Raw genomic sequence first — 18,830 nt, forward strand, 5'->3', positions numbered from 1 at the left:
TGCGCGAAAGTAACTTTCGAAATTTCGTCCGACAATGAAACTTCCTGCCGCCGCAGAGATTACTGTCACCCCCGCCGCCACGGAGGTCCCCTGCGTCACAAAGAATCTGACACTGCATCAGAAAATCTCTTCCCTCGGCGGACCGGCTGCGGCATCCTGCGGCCCATGGAGACGGAGCTGAGCAAGAAACTGGGAGTCGAGCACGCCATCTTCGGCTTCACGCCGTTCCCCGCGGTGGCCGCGGCCATCACCCGGGCCGGCGGATTCGGCGTACTCGGCGCGGTCCGCTACACCGCCCCCGACGACCTCGCGCGCGACCTCGACTGGATGCAGGAGCACACCGACGGCAAGCCGTACGGCCTCGACGTCGTCATGCCCGCGAGAAAGGTGGAGGGGGTGACCGAGGCCGATGTCGAGGCGATGATCCCGGCCGGACACCGCCAGTTCGTCCAGGACACCCTCGCCAAGCACGGCGTCCCCGAACTCCCCGAGGGCGAGGCGTCCGGCTGGCGCATCACCGGCTGGATGGAGGAGGTCGCCCGCAACCAGCTCGACGTCGCCTTCGACTACCCCATCCGGCTTCTCGCCAACGCCCTCGGGTCACCGCCCCCCGACGTCGTCCGGCGCGCCCACGACCGCGGCGTGCTCGTCGCCGCACTCGCCGGGAGCGCCAAGCACGCCCGCCACCACGCCGAGGCGGGCATCGACATCGTCGTCGCCCAGGGGTACGAGGCGGGCGGACACACCGGCGAGATCGCATCCATGGTCCTGGTCCCGGACGTCGTCGACGCCGTCGGGCCGCTGCCCGTCCTCGCCGCCGGCGGGATCGGCAGCGGCGAGCAGATCGCCGCCGGACTCGCCCTCGGCGCCCAGGGGGTCTGGCTCGGCTCCCTCTGGCTGACCACCGAGGAGGCCGACCTCCACTCGCGCGCGCTGACCCGCAAACTCCTCGCCGCCGGCTCCGGCGACACCGTCCGCTCCCGCGCCCTCACCGGTAAACCCGCACGCCAGCTCCGTACCGAATGGACCGACGCCTGGGACGACCCGGCCGGGCCCGGCACACTGCCCATGCCGCTCCAGGGACTGCTGGTGGCCGAGGCCGTCTCCCGTATCCAGAAGTACGAGACCGGCGCGCTGCTCGGCACCCCCGTCGGTCAGATCGTCGGCCGGATGAACAGCGAACGCGGCGTGCAGGCCGTCTTCGACGACCTGACCCGCGGTTTCGAGCGTGCCGTGGACCGGATCAACCGCATCGCCGGACGGAGCGCCTCATGAACCGGCCGCCCAACGGCTTCTGGGCCCAGGCCACCGCCGACCCCGACCGCACGGTCCTGACCGCACCCGACGGCGAGAGCTGGACGGCGGGCCGGCTGCACGCCGCGGCCAACCGCCTCGTCCACGGACTGCGCGCGGCCGGGCTGCGAAGGGGAGACGCGTTCGCCGTCGTGCTGCCCAACGGCGCCGAGTTCTTCACCGCCTATCTCGCCGCCGTCCAGGCCGGCCTGTACCTCGTACCCGTCAACCACCACTTCGTCGGCCCCGAGATCGCCTGGATCGTCTCCGACTCCGGCGCCAAGGTGCTCATCGCCCACGAGCGGTTCGCGCAGGCCGCGACCGAGGCCGCCGACGAAGCGGAGCTGCCGGCCGTCCGGCGCTACGCCGTGGGCACGGTCGACGGCTTCCGCCCGTACGCCGACCTGCTCGAAGGGCAGCCCGGACACGCCCCGGACGACCGCACCCTGGGCTGGGTCATGAACTACACCTCGGGCACCACCGGCCGCCCGCGCGGCATCCGCCGACCGCTCTCCGGCAGGCTCCCCGAGGAGAGCCACCTCGGCGGATTCCTCGGCATATTCGGCATCAAACCCTTCGACGACAACGTCCACCTGGTCTGCTCGCCGCTCTACCACACCGCCGTTCTCCAGTTCGCGGGCGCGTCCCTGCACATCGGACACCCACTGGTACTGATGGACCGGTGGACGCCCGAGGAGATGCTGCGGCTCATCGACACCCACCGCTGCACCCACACCCACATGGTCCCGACCCAGTTCCACCGCCTCCTCGCCCTCCCCGACGAGGTCAGACGGCGCTACGACGTCACCGCCATGCGGCACGCCATCCACGGGGCCGCGCCCTGTCCCGACCACGTCAAACGCGCCATGATCGACTGGTGGGGGAGGTGTGTCGAGGAGTACTACGCGGCCAGCGAGGGAGGTGGCGCCTTCGCCACCGCCGAGGACTGGCTGAAGAAGCCGGGCACGGTCGGCAGGGCCTGGCCGATCAGCGAACTGGCCGTCTTCGACGACGACGGCGAGCGGCTGCCGCCCGGCGAGCTCGGCACCGTCTACCTGAAGATGAACACCGGCGGCTTCAGCTACCACAAGGACGAGACCAAGACGCGGAAGAACCGCATCGGTGACTTCTTCACCGTCGGCGATCTCGGCATCCTCGACGAGGACGGCTACCTCTTCCTCCGCGACCGCAAGATCGACATGATCATCTCCGGCGGGGTCAACATATACCCCGCGGAGATCGAGGGTGCCCTCCTCGGCCACCCCGCGGTCGCCGACGTCGCCGTCTTCGGCATCCCGCATCCTGACTGGGGCGAGGAGGTCAAGGCAGTCGTCGAACCGGCCGAGGGGCACGAGGCGGGGGAGGAACTGGCCGCCGCGATCCTGCGTCACTGCGAACAGCGCCTGGCCGGGTACAAGCGCCCCAGAAGCATCGACTTCATCGACGTGATGCCCCGCGACCCCAACGGCAAGCTCTACAAGCGACGGCTGCGCGACCCGTACTGGGAAGGACACACCCGGGCCGTGTGACCCGCCGTCCGGCCGCGGTCCGACGAGCGCCCCCGTTCCGGCTCTGGCAGGGTGTGGCCCATGAACGCGCGCGCGACGGTCCGGACACTGGCGACCCGGTGGACGGTGGTCGTGCCGATCGTCGCCGCGCTCGCCCTGGTCTTCAGCTGGGGACGGGAGCTGCCGTCCCTCGCCGTCGCCGTGGTCGCGCTCTGTCTCGCGGGCGCCGTCCTGGCCGCCGTCCACCACGCCGAGGTCATCGCCCACCGGGTCGGGGAGCCGTTCGGGTCGCTCGTCCTGGCCGTCGCCGTCACCGTGATCGAAGTGGCCCTCATCGTCACCCTGATGGTGGACGGCGGCCCCAAGACGTCCGCGCTCGCGCGCGACACCGTCTTCGCCGCCGTGATGATCACCTGCAACGGCATCGTCGGACTGTCCCTGCTCGTGGGGGCGGTCCGCAGCCGCGTCGTCGTCTTCAACGCCGAGGGCTCCGGGGCCGCCCTCGCGACCGTCGCCACGCTCGCCACCCTCAGCCTGGTCCTGCCGACCTTCACCGTCGGCAAACCGGGACCCGAGTTCTCCACCGCCCAGCTGGCCTTCGCCGCCGTCGCCTCGCTCTTCCTGTACGGGCTGTTCGTCGCCGTGCAGACGGTGCGGCACCGCGAGTACTTCCTGCCCCTCACGCCGGAGGGCGCCCTCAAACCGGAGGAGCACCACGCCCCGCTGCCTGGCCGGGGCGCCACCGTCCTGAGCCTGGTGATGCTGCTGATCGCGCTCGTCGCGGTCGTCGGCGACGCCAAGTCCGTATCGCCGACCATCGAGTCCGGGGTCGAGGCGGCCGGGATGCCCCAGGCGGTGGTCGGTGTCGTCATCGCGCTGCTGGTGCTGCTGCCGGAGACCCTGGCGGCGGTGCGGGCCGCCCGCCGTGAACGCGTCCAGACCAGTCTCAACCTCGCCCTCGGCTCGGCGATGGCGAGCATCGGCCTGACCATCCCGGCCATCGCCCTCGCCTCGGTCTGGCTCGACGGCCCGCTCCATCTCGGCCTGGGCGCCACCCATATGGTGCTGCTCGCACTCACCGTGGTGGTCGGCGCGCTGACCGTCGTACCGGGACGGGCCACCCTGCTCCAGGGCGGCGTCCATCTGTCGATCTTCGCCGCGTTCGTCTTCCTCGCGATCAGTCCCTGACCGCCCGCCGGGCGGTCAGGGACCCATCGGGGGCCGGGGGCTACCGGCGCTCGTGGACCCGCACGACCCGCAGCGCGGGCGAACGCAGGATGTCCTTCTCGCAGAACCGGGACGTCACCCACCGCTCACCCGAGTACAGCTCGGTCTGGTCGCTGTAGTGCGCCGAGCCCGGGTCGGAGGACTGGGAGTACGTGAGCAGGGTGCGCGCCACCGGGCACCTGCTGCCGTCCCAGCCGACCGCCTGGATGTAGCTGGAACCGGTCGACACCTCCCGGTAGCCGCCGGCCGCCGCGTCCCACACCGGCTCCGTCTTGTTCCAGATGCCGAGCGACTCCGTACCTCCGCCGATCGGGAGGCGCTTCCCGTTCCGTTCCACCCACTGGTGCCGGCCCAGCGGGGCGTCCAGCGCGATCCCGGCAGCCCGCAGTTCGGCCACCGTGTCGGCGAGAGCCCTGGCGACGCCGGGCGCCGAGGTGTTCAGCGTGTTCGGCGTAGCGACCGGATCGGCGGGGGAGAAGGGCACCTTCCACAGCTCGGTCTGCGGGACCGTGGCCGCCGCCCTGCGCCAGAACCGGTCGAAGAGCAGCGCACCCCGGCTGCCGGTGTCGACCTTCCGGTCCCAGCGCCGCAGCACCTCGCACGCCGCCGACACGTCGACGGGCCCGCCGTCGCTGCCGGCCGTACGGCCGGCGGGCAGCGCCGCGCAGGCCGCCGCCAGGTCCGCGGCGGTCAGATCACCGGCCGGCGCACGGTTGGCGAACTGCTGGCCCTGGAGATCGGCCACGGTCAGCCGGCCCCTCGCCGCCATCGCGGAGACATCCTCGATCGCGCCCCGGGTCCGCATCGAGCGGGGCGTGCCGACCGTGCCGAACACCCGCTCGTACCCGGTCAGTGGCGCGGCCGCGTTCGTCAGCCAGGCACTGTCGTTGGAGTTCTCCACGTATGGGGCGTCCTTCACGGTGGGCATCCGGCCCGGCCCGAAGATGCCCGGCTGCACGGCGTCCGGGTCCGAACCGAGTGCGCACTCGCTCCTCGAACCGTCCAGGACCGCCAGCCCCGACGACGGATACGTGGCCTTGCCCAGCGGCGTGGAGCACCGCGCCGCCAGCTCGTCGGTGATCCTCGGCAGCACCTGCGACTGCGAGAAGAACGAATGCCCCGACGAGTCGGCGGCGATGGTGTTCACCCACGGCAGCCCCTGGGTACGGCGCAGCGCGGCCTGGATGTCCGCGGTGCTGCGCGCCCGTCCGAGGCCGAGACCGGCGTCCGAGAAACGCAGATTCGCGGCGTTGGGGTCATTGAGCGCGTACGCGGTCGTCGCCGTCCAGGGCAGTGGCAGCCCGTCACCGAGCGAGGTGACGACCGGCCCGTACCGGGTCGACCACTGGGTGCGGGTCACGGGGGCACCGCCCTTGACCGCGACCGACACCGTACGCTTCGTCATCCGCTCGGGCTCTCCGTCCACCAGGTAGACGGTCGGGTCGGCCGGGTCGAGGGTGAGCTGGTGGAGGTTGAGCGGGACACCGGTGGCGACGGTGTGGCTCCACGCGATGTCCGCGTTGTGCCCGATCGAGACGATCGGTGCGCCGAGCAGCGAACCGCCCGCCACGTTCAGCTCGCCGGGAATCGTCAGCTGCGACTGCCAGAACCGCCGCCCGCCCTGCCACGGGTAGTGCGGATTGCCCAGCAGCAGGCCCCGTCCGTTCGCCGTGGTGTCCCCGCGGAACGCGACCGCGTTGGAGCCCATGTCCGCGTTCTGCGTCGACAGCAGCCGCCGGGCGGCGTCCGCCGCGTCGCCCGGCGACGGGAGACCGGGCGTCCCCGCCGTGCCGGTGGGTGGCTGAGCGGCCGTGATGCCGTCGATGGCGCGGCCCTGGCCGCCGAGCACCGAGAGGGCGTAGCCGCGCCTCACCACGTCCAGCGTCGTCACCGGGCGCACCCAGCCGGCGCCCCGGCAGGACGGATCGGTGATCCGGTTCTGCGCCAGCCAGGCGTTGTAGCCGGCCGCCCAGCCGCGTTCCAGTTCCCTGACGTCACGGCTCTGGCCCGTCGGTGCGGGCGCCTTCAGCAGCTTCTCCACGGTGCGGCTCTCGCGGACCCGGCGGAAGTAGAGGTCGCTGGAGAGGTTCTTCGTCGCGGAGGACAGCGAGCCGTCCGGGGCCGCGTCCGGGCCGAAGTACCGCGACCGCTCGCCGCGCAGGGTCACGAAGCCGTCGGCGAGGGTACACACCTGGTCGGCGGCCTGGGCCCAGCCGTTGCCGAAGCCCAGGCTCGCGTAGTCCTTCGCCACGATGTGCGCAATGCCGTACTCGGTGTACCGGATCGTGGCGGACAGCCCGCTGCCCGACGGACGGTGGGAGCGCGGGGCGTCGGCGGCGGCGGGCGGCAGCGAGGCCGCGACGGTGAACAGCGCGAGGCCGGATATCGCGAGAAGTCTCAGACGGTTGCGGAGCGGCAACGGTCCTCCCAACTGTGCTGGTATGAAAGGCGGTTGCCCGAGGGTTCGAGTCGCCACGCGCAACTCAGCCAGCACCCTCGCACCCGTGTCAACATCCCCACAGGTATCCGGACCCTTGACCACCGGGTTCCGGCCGCACAGGATCACGCCATGACAGGAGTACGGAGCAGCACAGTCGACGGAGTCCTGGCGCGCAGCGCCCGGCGCGCCCCGGAGCACACCGCTCTGCGGTACGCGGACAGGTCATGGACGTACGCGGAGCTCGACGCGGCCGTCAGTACCGCCGCGGCCTCCCTCACCGGCGAGCACGGACTGCGCCCCGGCGACCGGGTCGCCTGCTACGCGCACAACTCCGACGCGTACCTCATCGGCTACTTGGGCTGTGCCCGCGCGGGCCTGGTCCATGTGCCGGTCAACCAGAACCTCACGGGTGACGACCTCACGTACATCCTGGAACAGTCCGGCAGTGCCCTCGTCCTCGCCGATCCGGACCTCGCCGGCCGGATTCCGGCCGCGTTCCCCGTGCGCCCGCTGCGCGACGCACCGGACTCCCTCCTGGCGGCCACCGACAACCCGCGTCCATTTGTCCCGGAGCGCGAGCCGGCTGCGGGAGACCTCGTCCAGCTGCTCTACACCTCGGGCACCACCGCGCTGCCCAAGGGCGCGATGATGACCCATGGTGCGCTGGTGCACGAGTACGTCAGCGCGATCACGGCGCTCGGTCTGCGGGCCACCGACCGGTCCGTCCACTCGCTGCCGCTCTACCACTCCGCGCAGATGCATGTCTTCCTGCTGCCCTACCTCGCGGTCGGGGCGCAGAACACCATCCTCGACGCACCCGACGCCGACCGGATCTTCGACCTCGTGGAGGCGGGGCAGGCCGACAGCGTCTTCGCCCCGCCGACCGTCTGGATCGGCATCTCCCAGCACCCGGGCTTCGCCACCCGCGAACTCGGCGGCCTGCGCAAGGCGTACTACGGCGCGTCGATCATGCCTGTACCGGTACTGGAACGGCTGCGCGAACGACTGCCCGCGCTCGCCTTCTACAACTGCTTCGGGCAGAGCGAGATCGGTCCGCTCGCCACCGTCCTCGGCCCGGACGAGCACGAGGGCCGGATGGACTCCTGCGGCAGGCCCGTCCTCTTCGTCGAGGCCCGGGTGGTCGACGAGGACGGCAAGGAGGTCCCCGACGGCACGGCCGGCGAAGTGGTCTACCGGTCACCCCAGTTGTGCGAGGGCTACTGGGACAAGCCCGAGGAGACGGCGCAGGCTTTCCGTGACGGCTGGTTCCACTCCGGCGACCTCGCGGTGCGGGACGCCGAGGGGTTCTTCACCGTCGTCGACCGGGTGAAGGACGTCATCAACTCCGGTGGTGTCCTCGTCGCCTCCCGGCAGGTCGAGGACGCCCTCTACACCCACCCCGCCGTCGCCGAGGCCGCGGTGATCGGACTGCCGGACGAGCGCTGGATCGAGGCGGTCACCGCCGTCGTCGTGCTGCGCGGCGACGCGACGGCGGCCGAACTCGTCGACCACGCCCGCGAGCGGCTGGCCCACTTCAAGGCCCCCAAGCGGGTCCTCTTCGTGGACGTACTGCCGCGCAACGCCAGCGGGAAGATCCTCAAGCGGGAGCTGCGCGACCGGTTCGCGTGACCGGACGCCCGGTCTCCCGGCGCGGGCCTCGCTCCGAACGGGTTGATAGGCAAGTCGCGACTTGCCTATGGTGGGGTCATGGCGGAGGATGTCTTCAAGGCGCTGGCCGACCCCACCCGTCGGCTCATCCTGGACGAACTGGTGGAACGGGACGGCCAGACGCTGTTCGAGATCTGCACCCGGCTGGTCACCAAACACGGCCTGGGACTGTCCCGCCAGGCGATCAGCCAGCACCTGGCCGTACTGGAATCCGCGGGCCTGGTCCTTTCGCGACGCCAGGGCCGTCACAAGTTCCACGACCTCGACACCGAACCCCTTGAGCACATCGTGACCCGGTGGCTCAGGCCCGACGCACCGGAGAACACCCCATGAGGATCCACCTGTCCAGCGTCTTCGTGGACGACCAGGACAAGGCCCTGCGCTTCTACACCGAGGTGCTGGGCTTCGTGAAGAAGCACGACGTCCCGCTGGGCGAGGCCCGGTGGCTGACCGTGGTCTCGCCGGAGGACCCCGACGGCACGGAACTGCTGCTCGAACCCTCCGGCCATCCTGCGGTGCAGCCCTACAAGACGGCGCTGGTCGAGGACGGAATCCCGGCCACCTCCTTCGCGGTGGACGACGTACCCGCGGAGTTCGACCGGCTGAGCGGGCTCGGGGTGCGCTTCACCCAGGAGCCGCTGGAGATGGGCCCGGTCACCACCGCGGTCCTGGACGACACCTGCGGCAACCTGATCCAGATCGTGCACAGCGGGCAGTGACCCGGCGCGGCCGCCGGCCGGGGGCCCGGGCGTCCGGGCAGCCCGTGCCGACGGTGGCGGCCGCCTGCCGTGCAGGGGCCTAATTCCCGCCGCGCTCGTCCACGATCCGCTTGAACTTGCCGACCGACCGCTCCAGCGTCTCCGGATCGACGATCTCGACCGCGACCGACACCCCGATCCCGTCCTTGACGGCCGTCGTGATCGACGCCGCGGCCGCCGCCCGCTGCTCCGGAGTGGCCCCCGCCCGCGCCTCCGCCCGCACGGTCAGCGCGTCGAGACGGCCCTCGCGGGTCAGCCTCAACTGGAAGTGCGGCGCCACGCCCGGTGTGCGCAGCACGATCTCCTCGATCTGCGTCGGGAAGAGATTCACGCCGCGCAGGATCACCAGATCGTCGCTGCGCCCCGTCACCTTCTCCATCCGCCGGAACACCCGGGCCGTGCCCGGCAGCAGCCGGGTCAGGTCCCGGGTCCGGTAGCGGATCACCGGCATGGCCTCCTTGGTGAGCGAGGTGAAGACCAGCTCGCCCTCCGCGCCCTCCGGCAGCACCTCGCCGGTGAACGGGTCGACCACCTCGGGATAGAAGTGGTCCTCCCAGATGTGCAGTCCGTCCTTCGTCTCGACGCACTCCTGCGCCACCCCGGGCCCCATCACCTCCGAGAGGCCGTAGATGTCGACCGCGTCGATCGCGAACCGCTCCTCGATCTCGCGCCGCATCTCCTCCGTCCACGGCTCGGCGCCGAAGATCCCGACCTTCAGCGAGGTCGTGCGCGGATCGACGCCCTGCCGTTCGAACTCGTCGAGGAGGGTCAGCATGTACGACGGGGTCACCATGATGATCTCGGGACGGAAGTCCTGGATCAGCTGGACCTGGCGTGCGGTCATGCCTCCCGAGGCGGGGATGACCGTGCAGCCGAGTCGCTCCGCCCCGTAGTGTGCGCCGAGCCCGCCGGTGAACAGCCCGTACCCGTAGGCCACATGGATCTTCTGCCCGGGCCGTCCGCCGGCGGCCCGGATGGAGCGGGCGACCACGTCGGCCCAGGTGTCCAGATCCCGCTGGGTGTAGCCCACGACGGTCGGGCGGCCCGTCGTCCCGCTGGACGCGTGGATCCGGCGTACGCGCTCCTCGGGGACGGCGAACATGCCGAAGGGGTAGTTGTCCCGCAGGTCGGCCTTGGTCGTGAAGGGGAAACGGGCGAGGTCGGCGAGCGTACGGCAGTCGTCCGGACGCAGCCCGGCCCTGTCGAACGCGGCCCGGTAGTGGCCGACGTTCTCGTACGCGTGGCGCAGCGTGGCCCGCAGCCGCTCCAGCTGGAGCGCTGCCAGCTCGTCCCGGCCCAGTCGCTCCGCCTCGTCCAGCAGAAACGTCATCCGGATCTCCCTCTTCCGAGCAGGCGACCGATCATTCGGTCGATCTTTCGGGAGTAGTAATTCAGGATGTTCCGCCACCTGGCAAGAGGGGTGACGCAGCTCATCCGCATCGCGGATTCGCTCATACCGAACATGGGTGCGCCGCCCGGGGGGCCCTGTTTGGATGGCAGGCATGCCGATCTTCCACGCATACGACGGGACCGAACTCGCCTACCGCCTTCTGGGGGAGGGCGCACCGCTGATCTGTCTGCCCGGCGGCCCGATACGGGCCGGGACATACCTGGGGGACCTCGGCGGGCTCAGCGCCCACCGCCGGCTCGTGGTGCCGGATCCGCGCGGTGCCGGGGACTCCGCGGTGCCGGACGACCCGTCGGCCTACCGCTGCGACCGACTGGTCGACGACATCGAGGCACTGCGCGAACACCTCGGCGAGGACCGGATCGACCTGCTCGCCCACTCCGCCGCGGGGAACCTGGCCGCGCTCTACGCCGCGCGGTACCCGGAGCGGCTGCGTACGCTCACCCTCGTCACCCCCGGCACCCTGGCGGTCGGCATCGAGGTCACCGAACAGGACTGGTACGAGGCGAGCGAACTCCGGCGCGACGAACCGTGGTACCCGGCCGCACGGGCCGCCCTGGACGACTTCCTGGCGGGTGGCGCCTCGGACGATGTCCGGGCCGCTGTCGCGCCGCTCGTCTACGGGCGCTGGGACGAGGCCGCCCGCGCCCATGCCGCCGCCGGGCCCGGACAGACCAACTCCGCTGCCGCCGGCTTCTATTACGAGGACGGGGCCTTCGACCCGGCCGCCACCGTCGCCGCGCTGGCGGCGTTCACCGCACCGGTGCTCGTCCTCGCGGGGGAGTACGACGGAGGGCCGACCCCGGACCGCGCCGCCGAACTGGTGGCGCTCTTCCCGGACGCCGAGTTCGTCGTGCAGCGCGGTGCCGCGCACTTCCCGTGGCTGGACGACCCGGGCGCCTTCGTCCGCACCGTGGAGGCCTTCCTCGACCCGGAGGTGCTCAGTGTGCAGGCCGGTGGCGTCCGGCTGGCCCACCGGGTGTGGGGGGACCCGTCGGCCCCGCCCGTCGTGCTCGCCCACGGGCGCTGCGGCGACAGCCGGACCTGGACCGCGATCGCCGAGCACCTCGCGGCCGAACACCGGGTGTACGCCTTCGACTTCCGTGGCCACGGGCTCAGCGACTGGCCCGGCCGCTACTCCTTCGAGCTGTTCCGGGACGATCTGCACGCCTTCCTGGAGGCCCGCAACCTGGCGGGAGCCACCGTGATCGGGCACTCCATGGGAGCCGCTGCCGCCTATCTGCTCGCCGAGCGGGAACCCGGGCTGATCGGCCGGCTCGTACTGGAGGAGGTGCCGCCACCGTTCCCGCTCGATCCGCCGCGCGCCCCCGCCCGACGGCCCGACGAGGAGCTGGACTTCGACTGGCCGGTGGTGCCGTCGACCGATGCCCAGCTGAACGGACCCGACCCCGCCTGGCAGGAACGCCTCGGTGAGATCGCCGCCCCGACCCTCGTCATCGGCGGCGGCCCCACCAGCCAGATCGCCCAGGAGAGACTGGTCTGGCTGGCGGGGCGGATACCCGGCGGCCGGTTCGTCACCATCGACGCCGGACACCTCGTCCACACCGAGCGGCCGGACGAATTCCTTGCGGAGATAAGAAAGTTCGGCCTTTCCTGAATGACCGTCAGGAACGGTGCAGCAGTGTGGTCAGGACCTCGTGGAGGGTGCTCTCGGCATCCGCCACGGGGCCCGTCGACCGCCAGGCCACGAAGCCGTCGGGGCGCACCAGGACGGCGCCCTCGGACGTCGTCCCGTGGAGCGCGGCCCAGTCCGCGCCGTTCTCCGGCTCCAGATCGGCGCCCGGGCCGATCCCGTACGCCTGGAGCCGGACGGGGAGCCGGTCGGAGACCAGGGCCGCAGCCCGGCGCCACGCCGTGTCCGCACCGTCCGTGAGCAGTACCATCGTCTGCTCGTACAGATCCAGCGTGGACTTGCGTGCGCCGCCCTGATGGACCCACAGATGCGGTGCACGACTGCCTGGTTCACCGTTCAACTGCACCCCCTGCGGCACCACCGGCTGCTCGGGGTCGGTGCCCAGCACCGCGCCGCGTACATAGCGGTAGCCCAGCGCCACACTGAGCATGCCGCCCTGCTTCCCGCCGCCCACGCCGGGCGGCGCGGAGTACCCCGGGTGGCTGTGCTCGCTGGAGCGGGCCGAAGCCCGTGCGCTCGTGGCCCGAGCCACCGGAAGCCGCTCCGCCTCGTACGTGTCCAGCAGCCCCGGACCCGCCTCGCCCTTCAGTACGGCGGCAAGCTTCCAGGCCAGGTTGTGCGCGTCCTGGATACCGGTGTTGGAGCCGAACGCCCCGGTGGGGGACATCTCGTGGGCCGAGTCGCCGGCGAGGAAGACCCGGCCGGAGGAGTACCGTTCGGCGACCCGCTCCGCGGCGTGCCACGGTGCCTTTCCGGTGATCTCGATGTCGATGCCCGGAGCGCCGACCGCCGTACGGATGTGCTCGGCACACCGTTCGTCGGTGAAGTCCTCCAGGGTTTCGCCGAGTTGGGGCTGCCACGGTGCGTGGAACACCCAGTCCTTCTTGTTGTCGACGGGCAACAGGGCACCGTCCGCAGCGGGGTTGGTGAGATAGCAGACGATGAAGCGCCGGTCGCCCAGCACATCGACGAGCTTCCGGGAGCGGAAGGTGATGCTGACGTTGTGGAAGAGGTCGCCGGGCCCCGTCCGGTCGATGCGCAGCTGTTCGCGGATGGGGCTGCGCGGCCCGTCGGCCGCGACGAGGTAGTCCGCGCGCACACTGATGTGCTCGCCGGTCTCCCGGTTCTTCAGCGCCGCGTCCACCCCTGACGAATCCTGGTCGAAGCTCTGCATCTCGGTAGAGAACCGCAGGTCACCGCCCTGCTCCCGGGCCTGCTTCAGCAGTACCGGCTCCAGGTCGTTCTGGCTGCACAGGCACCAGCCGGTCGGACTGAACCGGGCGATTCCGCCACCCGGGTCGATCTCTCTGAACAGCCACTCCTCATCGTCCCCGGTGAGTGAACCGGCTTGCAGGATCCCGTGGTTGTCGGCGAGGACCGAGGCCGCCCGCCGGATGCCCGCCTCGGCACCCGCCGTACGGAACACCTCCATCGTGCGGACGTTGTTGCCGCGGCCGCGCGGGTGTGTCGAGGTGGCCCGGTGCTTCTCGACCAGCAGGTGCTCGATCCCGAGCCGACCGAGGAAGACCGAGGCGGACAGACCCACCAGGGAGCCGCCCACGATGAGGACCGGTACGCGAATGTCGACGTTCTCGTTCATCAGTTGCTCCAGCTCGGACGCCGTTCGGATGCATTGTTCAATGCCCTGGTGAGAGCGGTTCGGACGGCTGCTCACCTGAACGGTTCATAAATCTCGCGCCACCCGGACCAGCGTTTCACGATCGGTCACGGAGACGATGCCCGCGGCTTCGGGGGCGGACCATTCGCATCCGCCGGGAGAGTCCCCGCTCCGAATCCACTCGCCAACCGACGGTTGACGGCATGCCACCCGGCTCGACCCACGAAACCGTCTCGAAGGAGATCGAAAGATGACCACCACCCTCTCGGAACGGATCTCCCAGTCCGCCTTCGACGGTTCCCGGCTGCGCGTCGTGCTGCTGCTGGACCTCTACGACGGGGCCCAGAAGGAGTTCCTGGAGGCGTACGAGCACCTGCGCAACCAGGTCGCGTCCGTGCCCGGACACATCAGCGACCAGCTGTGCCAGTCGATCGAGAATCCGTCCCAATGGCTCATCACCAGTGAATGGGACAGCGCACCCCCGTTCCTCGCCTGGGTGAACAGCGAGGAGCACGTCGCGACCGTCCAGCCGCTGCACAACTGCGTGCGCGACACCCGCTCGCTGCGCTTCAGCGTCCTGCGGGAGACCGGGAAGGGCTTCGAGATGGCGCCCGAGACGCCCAAGGGCCGCCTCCAGGCGTCCCCGCGCCTGGGCGACGGGGTGGTGCGCCACGCGCTCACCTTCACCGTCAAGCCCGGCACCGAGGACATCGTGGCGAAGATCCTGGCCGACTACGACTCCCCGAACGCACGGGTCGACGAGGACACCCGGCTGCGCCGTACCTCGCTCTTCATGCACGGGAACCGTGTCGTGCGGGCCGTCGAGGTCGAGGGCGACCTGCTCGCCGCCCTGCGCCACGTCGCCCGGCAGCCCGAGGTCAGGGCCGTCGAAGAGGCCATCAACCCGTATCTGGAGCAGGACCGGGACCTCAGCGACCCGGACTCCGCCCGGATGTTCTTCACCCGGGCGGCGCTCCCGACCGTCCACCACGTGACCGCCGGCCGGCACAAGGCGGAGGACATCCGCCGGCACGCCCTCTTCTACCAGGCCAAGGAGGGCTGCGGCATGGCTCTCGCCCGGCTCCTGGCCGAGCACGACGAGGAAGCGGCCGACGACCCGGCGAGCATCATCGACAGCAGCACCATCTTCCAGCGCGACGACGTCGTCGTCCGCCTCCTCGAAGCGGTCGAGCCGATCGACGCGGAGCCCGCCCAGGCGGTGGGCATCGACGGCCCCGGCAAGGTGGCCAGGCTCGGACGTCTCCTCGACGGCGGCAGCAACGCCGTGCCCATGGACGAGCGGGGCGTCCCGAGCTTCCTCGAGCAGTCCGAGATGACCCTGATCACGGATCGGCGGGCCATGGAGTCCTGAACCGCGCATCCGCACCCTGGGGGGTTCTCGCTCAACCCGTCAACACAACGCGCAATGCGCCAGGAGGAAAACAGTCATGACCACGCACCGGCCACGCATCGTGGATCTCAGCGAGACGCAGCCCAACCGCAGGCGCGGAGGGGATCTTCGCGCCATGCTCACGCCGACGGCGGTGGGAGCCACCAGCGGCTTCATGGGGCTGGCGATCGTTCAGCCCGGTGACCGCATCGGCGAGCACTACCACCCGTACTCCGAGGAGTTCGTGTACGTCGTGAACGGTCTGCTGGAAGTGGACCTGGACGGCGAACCGCACCGGATGCGGCCCGACCAGGGCCTGCTGATCCCTCCCCATGTCCGCCACCGCTTCCGCAACGTGGGCGACGTCGAGGCACGCATGGTCTTCCACCTCGGCCCGCTCGCCCCGCGTCCGGAACTCGGCCACGTCGACACCGAGCACACCGAATCCGCCGGCCGCGTCGCGCCCCCGGAACGAACGGAGGCCGCCTCATGACCCGCCGGGTGGCGGTCACCGGCGTCGGCGTCGTCGCCCCCGGTGGCATCGGCGTACCGGCCTTCTGGGACCTCCTGGCGAACGGACGCACCGCGACCAGAGGCATCACGCTCTTCGACCCGGCCGGCTTCCGCTCCCGGATCGCCGCCGAGTGCGACTTCGACCCGGCGGCTCACGGGCTGGACGCCGACACCGTGGAACGCTCCGACCGTTACATCCAGTTCGCGATGGTGGCCGCCAGGGAGGCGCTCGGCGACGCCGGTCTCGACCCGGGCAAGGTGGACCCCTGGCGGGTCGGGGTGTCGCTGGGCACCGCGGTCGGCGGCACCACCCGGCTGGAGCACGACTACGTCGCCGTCAGCGAGAGCGGTGCCCGCTGGGACGTCGACCACCGCTCGGCCGGCCCCCACCTGGAGCGGGCCTTCTCACCCAGCTCCCTCGCCTCGGCGGTGGCCGAGCAGGTCGGCGCGCACGGCCCGGTGCAGACCGTGTCCACGGGCTGCACCTCCGGCCTCGACGCGATCGGGTACGCCTTCCAGTCCATCGAGGAGGGCCGCGTCGACGTCTGCGTAGCCGGGGCGTCCGACTCCCCCATCACCCCGATCACCGTGGCCTGCTTCGACGCGATCAAGGCCACGTCGCCGAACAACGACGACGCCGAGCACGCCTCACGGCCCTTCGACGCACGCCGCGACGGCTTCGTCATGGGCGAGGGAGGAGCGGTCCTCGTCCTGGAGGAGCTGGAGCACGCCCGTGCCCGCGGTGCCACCGTGTACTGCGAGATCGCGGGCTACGCCACCTTCGGCAACGCCTACCACATGACCGGGCTGACCCCCGAGGGCCTGGAGATGGCCGAGGCGATCAACCGGGCGCTGGGTCATGCCCGCATGGACGGTTCACAGATCGACTACGTCAACGCGCACGGCTCCGGTACCAAGCAGAACGACCGGCACGAGACGGCCGCCGTGAAGCGGGCCCTGGGCGCGCACGCCTTCGACATCCCGATGAGTTCGATCAAGTCCATGGTGGGCCACTCGCTGGGGGCGATCGGCGCGATAGAAATCGCGGCCTGCGTACTCGCCCTGGAGCACCAGACGGTGCCGCCGACGGCGAACTACGAGAGCCCCGACCCCGAATGCGACCTCGACTACGTGCCGCGCACCGCTCGTCCCCTGAAGCTGCGCAGCGTCCTCTCGGTGGGCAGCGGCTTCGGCGGCTTCCAGTCCGCGGTGGCCCTGACCCGTCCAGGTGGGAGGACACCATGAGAACCCGCAAAGCCCGGCGTACCGTCGTCACCGGCATCGGTGTGGTCGCCCCCAACGGCAACAACACCGAGGCCTTCTGGAAGCGGACGCACGAAGGAATGAGCGTCCTGGACCGGGTCACCCGCGAGGGCTGCGAGCAACTGCCGCTGCGGGTCGCGGGCGAGGTGCGGGGATTCGAGGCGGTCGAGCTGATCGAGGAGCGCTTCCTCGTCCAGACCGACAAGTTCACGCACTTCGCGATGGCCGCCGCGGACATCGCGCTCGACGACGCCCGGCTCGGCCGCGCCGACTACGAGAACTCACCCTTCGACGTCGGTGTGGTGACCGCCGCGGGTTCCGGCGGCGGCGAATTCGGCCAGCGCGAACTCCAGCGGCTCTGGGGACAGGGCTCCACCTACGTGGGCCCGTACCAGTCCATCGCCTGGTTCTACGCGGCCAGCACCGGCCAGATCTCCATCCGCGGCGGCTTCAAGGGGCCGTGCGCGGTCGTGGCCAGCGACGAGGCCGGCGGCCTGGACGCACTGGCACACGCCGCCCGTTCCATCCGCGGCGGCACCGAAGCGGTGGTGGTCGGCGCAGCCGAGGCCCCGCTGGCGCCCTATTCGGTCGTCTGCCAGCTCGGGTACGCGGACCTGAGCACCGTCGAGGACCCGACCCGCGCCTACCGGCCGTTCACCTCGGAGGCCTGCGGCTTCGTGCCGGCCGAGGGCGGCGCCATGCTGGTGGTCGAGGAGGAACAGTCGGCGCGCCGGCGCGGCGCCAAGGTCCGGGCCGAACTCGCCGGACACGCCGCCACGTTCACCGGGGCGGCCAGGTGGGAGGAGTCCCGGGAGGGACTCGCCCAGGCGATCATCGGCGCGCTGCGGGAGGCCGACTGCGCGCCGGACGAGATCGACGTCGTCTTCGCGGACGCCCTCGGCGTACCCGCGGCCGACCGCGCGGAGGCGCTGGCGATCGCCGATGCCCTCGGCGTGCACGGCAAGCGAGTCCCGGTGACGGCGCCCAAGACCGGTATCGGGCGCGCCTACTGCGGTGCACCGGTGCTGGACGTGGCCGCCGCGGTGCTCTCCATGGAGAACGCGCTCATACCCCCGACCCCGAACGTCTACGAGGTGTGCCACGACCTCGACGTGGTCACCGGCAGCGCCCGCCCCGCCGAACTGCGCACGGCGCTGGTGCTCAGCCGAGGGCTGATGGGCTCGAACGCGGCGATGGTGCTGCGGTGCTCCACCGACCCCCGAACGTGAGAAGGAGAAATTCCCATGACCGACCGACTGACCTACACGGAACTCGCCGTCCTGATGAAGAAGGGCGCCGGGGTCACCGTCGACCCGCGCGACATGGAGCAGCGCCCCGGTTCGGCCTTCGACGAGTACGGCCTCGACTCGCTGGGCCTCCTCGGCATCGTGGGTGTGCTGGAGAACCGGCACGGCCGGGCGCTGCCGGCCGATGCCGACCGTTGCAGGACCCCCCAGGAATTCCTCGACCTCGTCAACAACAGCCTCATGACAGGAGCCTGACGTGCCCGGACACACCGAGAACGAGATCACCATCGCCGCCCCTCTGGACCTGGTCTGGGACGTGACGAACGATCTGGAGAACTGGCCGCAGCTGTTCAGCGAGTACGCCGCGGTCGAAATCATCGAGAGGGACGGCGACAGCACCACCTTCCGCCTGACGATGCACCCCGACGAGAACGACAAGGTGTGGAGCTGGGTCTCCGAGCGGACCGTGAACCGCGCCGAGCGCACCGTCCGCGCCCGACGGGTCGAGCCCGGTCCCTTCCAGCACATGAACATCCGCTGGGAGTACTCGGAGGTTCCCGGCGGCACCAAGATGCACTGGACCCAGGACTTCGCGATGCGTCCCGACGCACCCGTCGACGACGCCTGGATGACCGACAACATCAACCGCAACTCCAAGGTCCAGATGGAGCTGATCCGGGACAAGATCGAGCAGCGGGCCCGGGAGCGCCGCACCGCCTCGGTCGGGGCCAACTGACCCGCCATCCGCCCACGGCAGACCACGACCAGCCGCAGATCGGGCGCGGCGGCCAGCACCCGCTCGGTGAACGGACCCATCTGGGTCACGCACACCTCCACCCCGTC

At 70.9% G+C, this 18,830-nt stretch carries 16 protein-coding genes; 13 read left to right on the forward strand and 3 right to left on the reverse strand.

The features are described 5' to 3' along the window. The first annotated feature begins 165 nt into the window (after positions 1 to 165). Genes ACWCPY_RS31955 through ACWCPY_RS31965 form a run of 3 tightly spaced genes read left to right on the forward strand, consistent with a single transcriptional unit; the run spans position 166 to position 3,989 of the window. A complete protein-coding gene (locus tag ACWCPY_RS31955) occupies positions 166 to 1,275 on the forward strand; it encodes an NAD(P)H-dependent flavin oxidoreductase (protein ID WP_451270852.1) in 1,110 nt (369 codons plus the stop codon). Beyond that, positions 1,272 to 2,822 carry an acyl-CoA synthetase gene (locus ACWCPY_RS31960; protein WP_451270854.1) on the forward strand — a complete coding sequence of 517 codons (1,551 nt, stop codon included), beginning with the start codon at positions 1,272 to 1,274 and terminating at the stop codon, positions 2,820 to 2,822. The genes ACWCPY_RS31955 and ACWCPY_RS31960 overlap by 4 nt, the downstream gene beginning before the upstream one ends. A 60-nt stretch (positions 2,823 to 2,882) precedes the next feature. After that, entirely contained in the window at positions 2,883 to 3,989 is a 1,107-nt protein-coding gene (locus tag ACWCPY_RS31965) for a calcium:proton antiporter (protein WP_403776107.1), read from the forward strand. A gap of 40 nt (positions 3,990 to 4,029) precedes the next feature. Here the strand turns inward: ACWCPY_RS31965 and ACWCPY_RS31970 are convergent, their stop codons facing one another. Further along, positions 4,030 to 6,447, reverse strand: coding sequence for a penicillin acylase family protein (locus ACWCPY_RS31970; RefSeq protein ID WP_451270856.1), 2,418 nt, complete (start codon positions 6,445 to 6,447; stop codon positions 4,030 to 4,032). A 150-nt stretch (positions 6,448 to 6,597) separates the two neighbouring features. Here ACWCPY_RS31970 and ACWCPY_RS31975 point away from each other — a divergent pair, with 150 nt between their 5' ends. From ACWCPY_RS31975 to ACWCPY_RS31985, 3 genes are all read left to right on the forward strand, one after another. Next, on the forward strand, positions 6,598 to 8,097 hold the full coding sequence (locus ACWCPY_RS31975) for an acyl-CoA synthetase (RefSeq protein ID WP_451270858.1): 1,500 nt from the start codon (positions 6,598 to 6,600) through the stop codon (positions 8,095 to 8,097). Between the two features lie 78 nt (positions 8,098 to 8,175). Next, positions 8,176 to 8,469 carry an ArsR/SmtB family transcription factor gene (locus ACWCPY_RS31980; RefSeq protein WP_451270860.1) on the forward strand — a complete coding sequence of 98 codons (294 nt, stop codon included), beginning with the start codon at positions 8,176 to 8,178 and terminating at the stop codon, positions 8,467 to 8,469. Then, on the forward strand, positions 8,466 to 8,855 hold the full coding sequence (locus tag ACWCPY_RS31985) for a VOC family protein (RefSeq protein ID WP_451270862.1): 390 nt from the start codon (positions 8,466 to 8,468) through the stop codon (positions 8,853 to 8,855). Before ACWCPY_RS31980 ends, ACWCPY_RS31985 begins: the two co-directional genes overlap by 4 nt. 79 nt (positions 8,856 to 8,934) lie before the next feature. On the opposite strand, the gene paaK is transcribed toward ACWCPY_RS31985, so the two are convergent. Beyond that, a complete protein-coding gene (gene paaK / locus ACWCPY_RS31990) occupies positions 8,935 to 10,224 on the reverse strand; it encodes a phenylacetate--CoA ligase PaaK (protein WP_451270864.1) in 1,290 nt (429 codons plus the stop codon). 172 nt (positions 10,225 to 10,396) lie between these two features. Here paaK and ACWCPY_RS31995 point away from each other — a divergent pair, with 172 nt between their 5' ends. Further along, positions 10,397 to 11,920, forward strand: coding sequence for an alpha/beta fold hydrolase (locus tag ACWCPY_RS31995; RefSeq protein WP_451270866.1), 1,524 nt, complete (start codon positions 10,397 to 10,399; stop codon positions 11,918 to 11,920). 7 nt (positions 11,921 to 11,927) lie between these two features. Here ACWCPY_RS31995 and ACWCPY_RS32000 read toward each other — a convergent pair whose 3' ends face one another. After that, on the reverse strand, positions 11,928 to 13,556 hold the full coding sequence (locus tag ACWCPY_RS32000; RefSeq protein WP_451270868.1) for an FAD-dependent oxidoreductase: 1,629 nt from the start codon (positions 13,554 to 13,556) through the stop codon (positions 11,928 to 11,930). Positions 13,557 to 13,824: 268 nt separating this feature from the next. Here ACWCPY_RS32000 and ACWCPY_RS32005 point away from each other — a divergent pair, with 268 nt between their 5' ends. From ACWCPY_RS32005 to ACWCPY_RS32030, 6 genes are all read left to right on the forward strand, one after another. Next, a complete protein-coding gene (locus tag ACWCPY_RS32005) occupies positions 13,825 to 14,946 on the forward strand; it encodes a SchA/CurD-like domain-containing protein (protein WP_451270870.1) in 1,122 nt (373 codons plus the stop codon). A 76-nt stretch (positions 14,947 to 15,022) separates the two neighbouring features. Next, the gene (locus ACWCPY_RS32010) at positions 15,023 to 15,457 is read left to right on the forward strand and encodes a cupin domain-containing protein (RefSeq protein WP_451270872.1); all 435 of its coding nucleotides are present in this window, start codon (positions 15,023 to 15,025) and stop codon (positions 15,455 to 15,457) included. Continuing rightward, positions 15,454 to 16,722, forward strand: a complete 1,269-nt coding sequence (locus ACWCPY_RS32015) for a beta-ketoacyl-[acyl-carrier-protein] synthase family protein (protein ID WP_451270874.1) — start codon at positions 15,454 to 15,456, stop codon at positions 16,720 to 16,722. The genes ACWCPY_RS32010 and ACWCPY_RS32015 overlap by 4 nt, the downstream gene beginning before the upstream one ends. Next, positions 16,719 to 17,969, forward strand: coding sequence for a ketosynthase chain-length factor (locus ACWCPY_RS32020; RefSeq protein ID WP_451270876.1), 1,251 nt, complete (start codon positions 16,719 to 16,721; stop codon positions 17,967 to 17,969). The genes ACWCPY_RS32015 and ACWCPY_RS32020 overlap by 4 nt, the downstream gene beginning before the upstream one ends. A 15-nt stretch (positions 17,970 to 17,984) precedes the next feature. Then, positions 17,985 to 18,242, forward strand: a complete 258-nt coding sequence (locus ACWCPY_RS32025) for an acyl carrier protein (protein ID WP_189545375.1) — start codon at positions 17,985 to 17,987, stop codon at positions 18,240 to 18,242. Between the two features lies 1 nt (position 18,243). Next, positions 18,244 to 18,723, forward strand: a complete 480-nt coding sequence (locus ACWCPY_RS32030) for an SRPBCC family protein (RefSeq protein ID WP_451270879.1) — start codon at positions 18,244 to 18,246, stop codon at positions 18,721 to 18,723. The last annotated feature ends 107 nt before the right edge of the window (positions 18,724 to 18,830 follow it).

It is taken from the genome of Streptomyces sp. NPDC002403, from assembly GCF_053593015.1.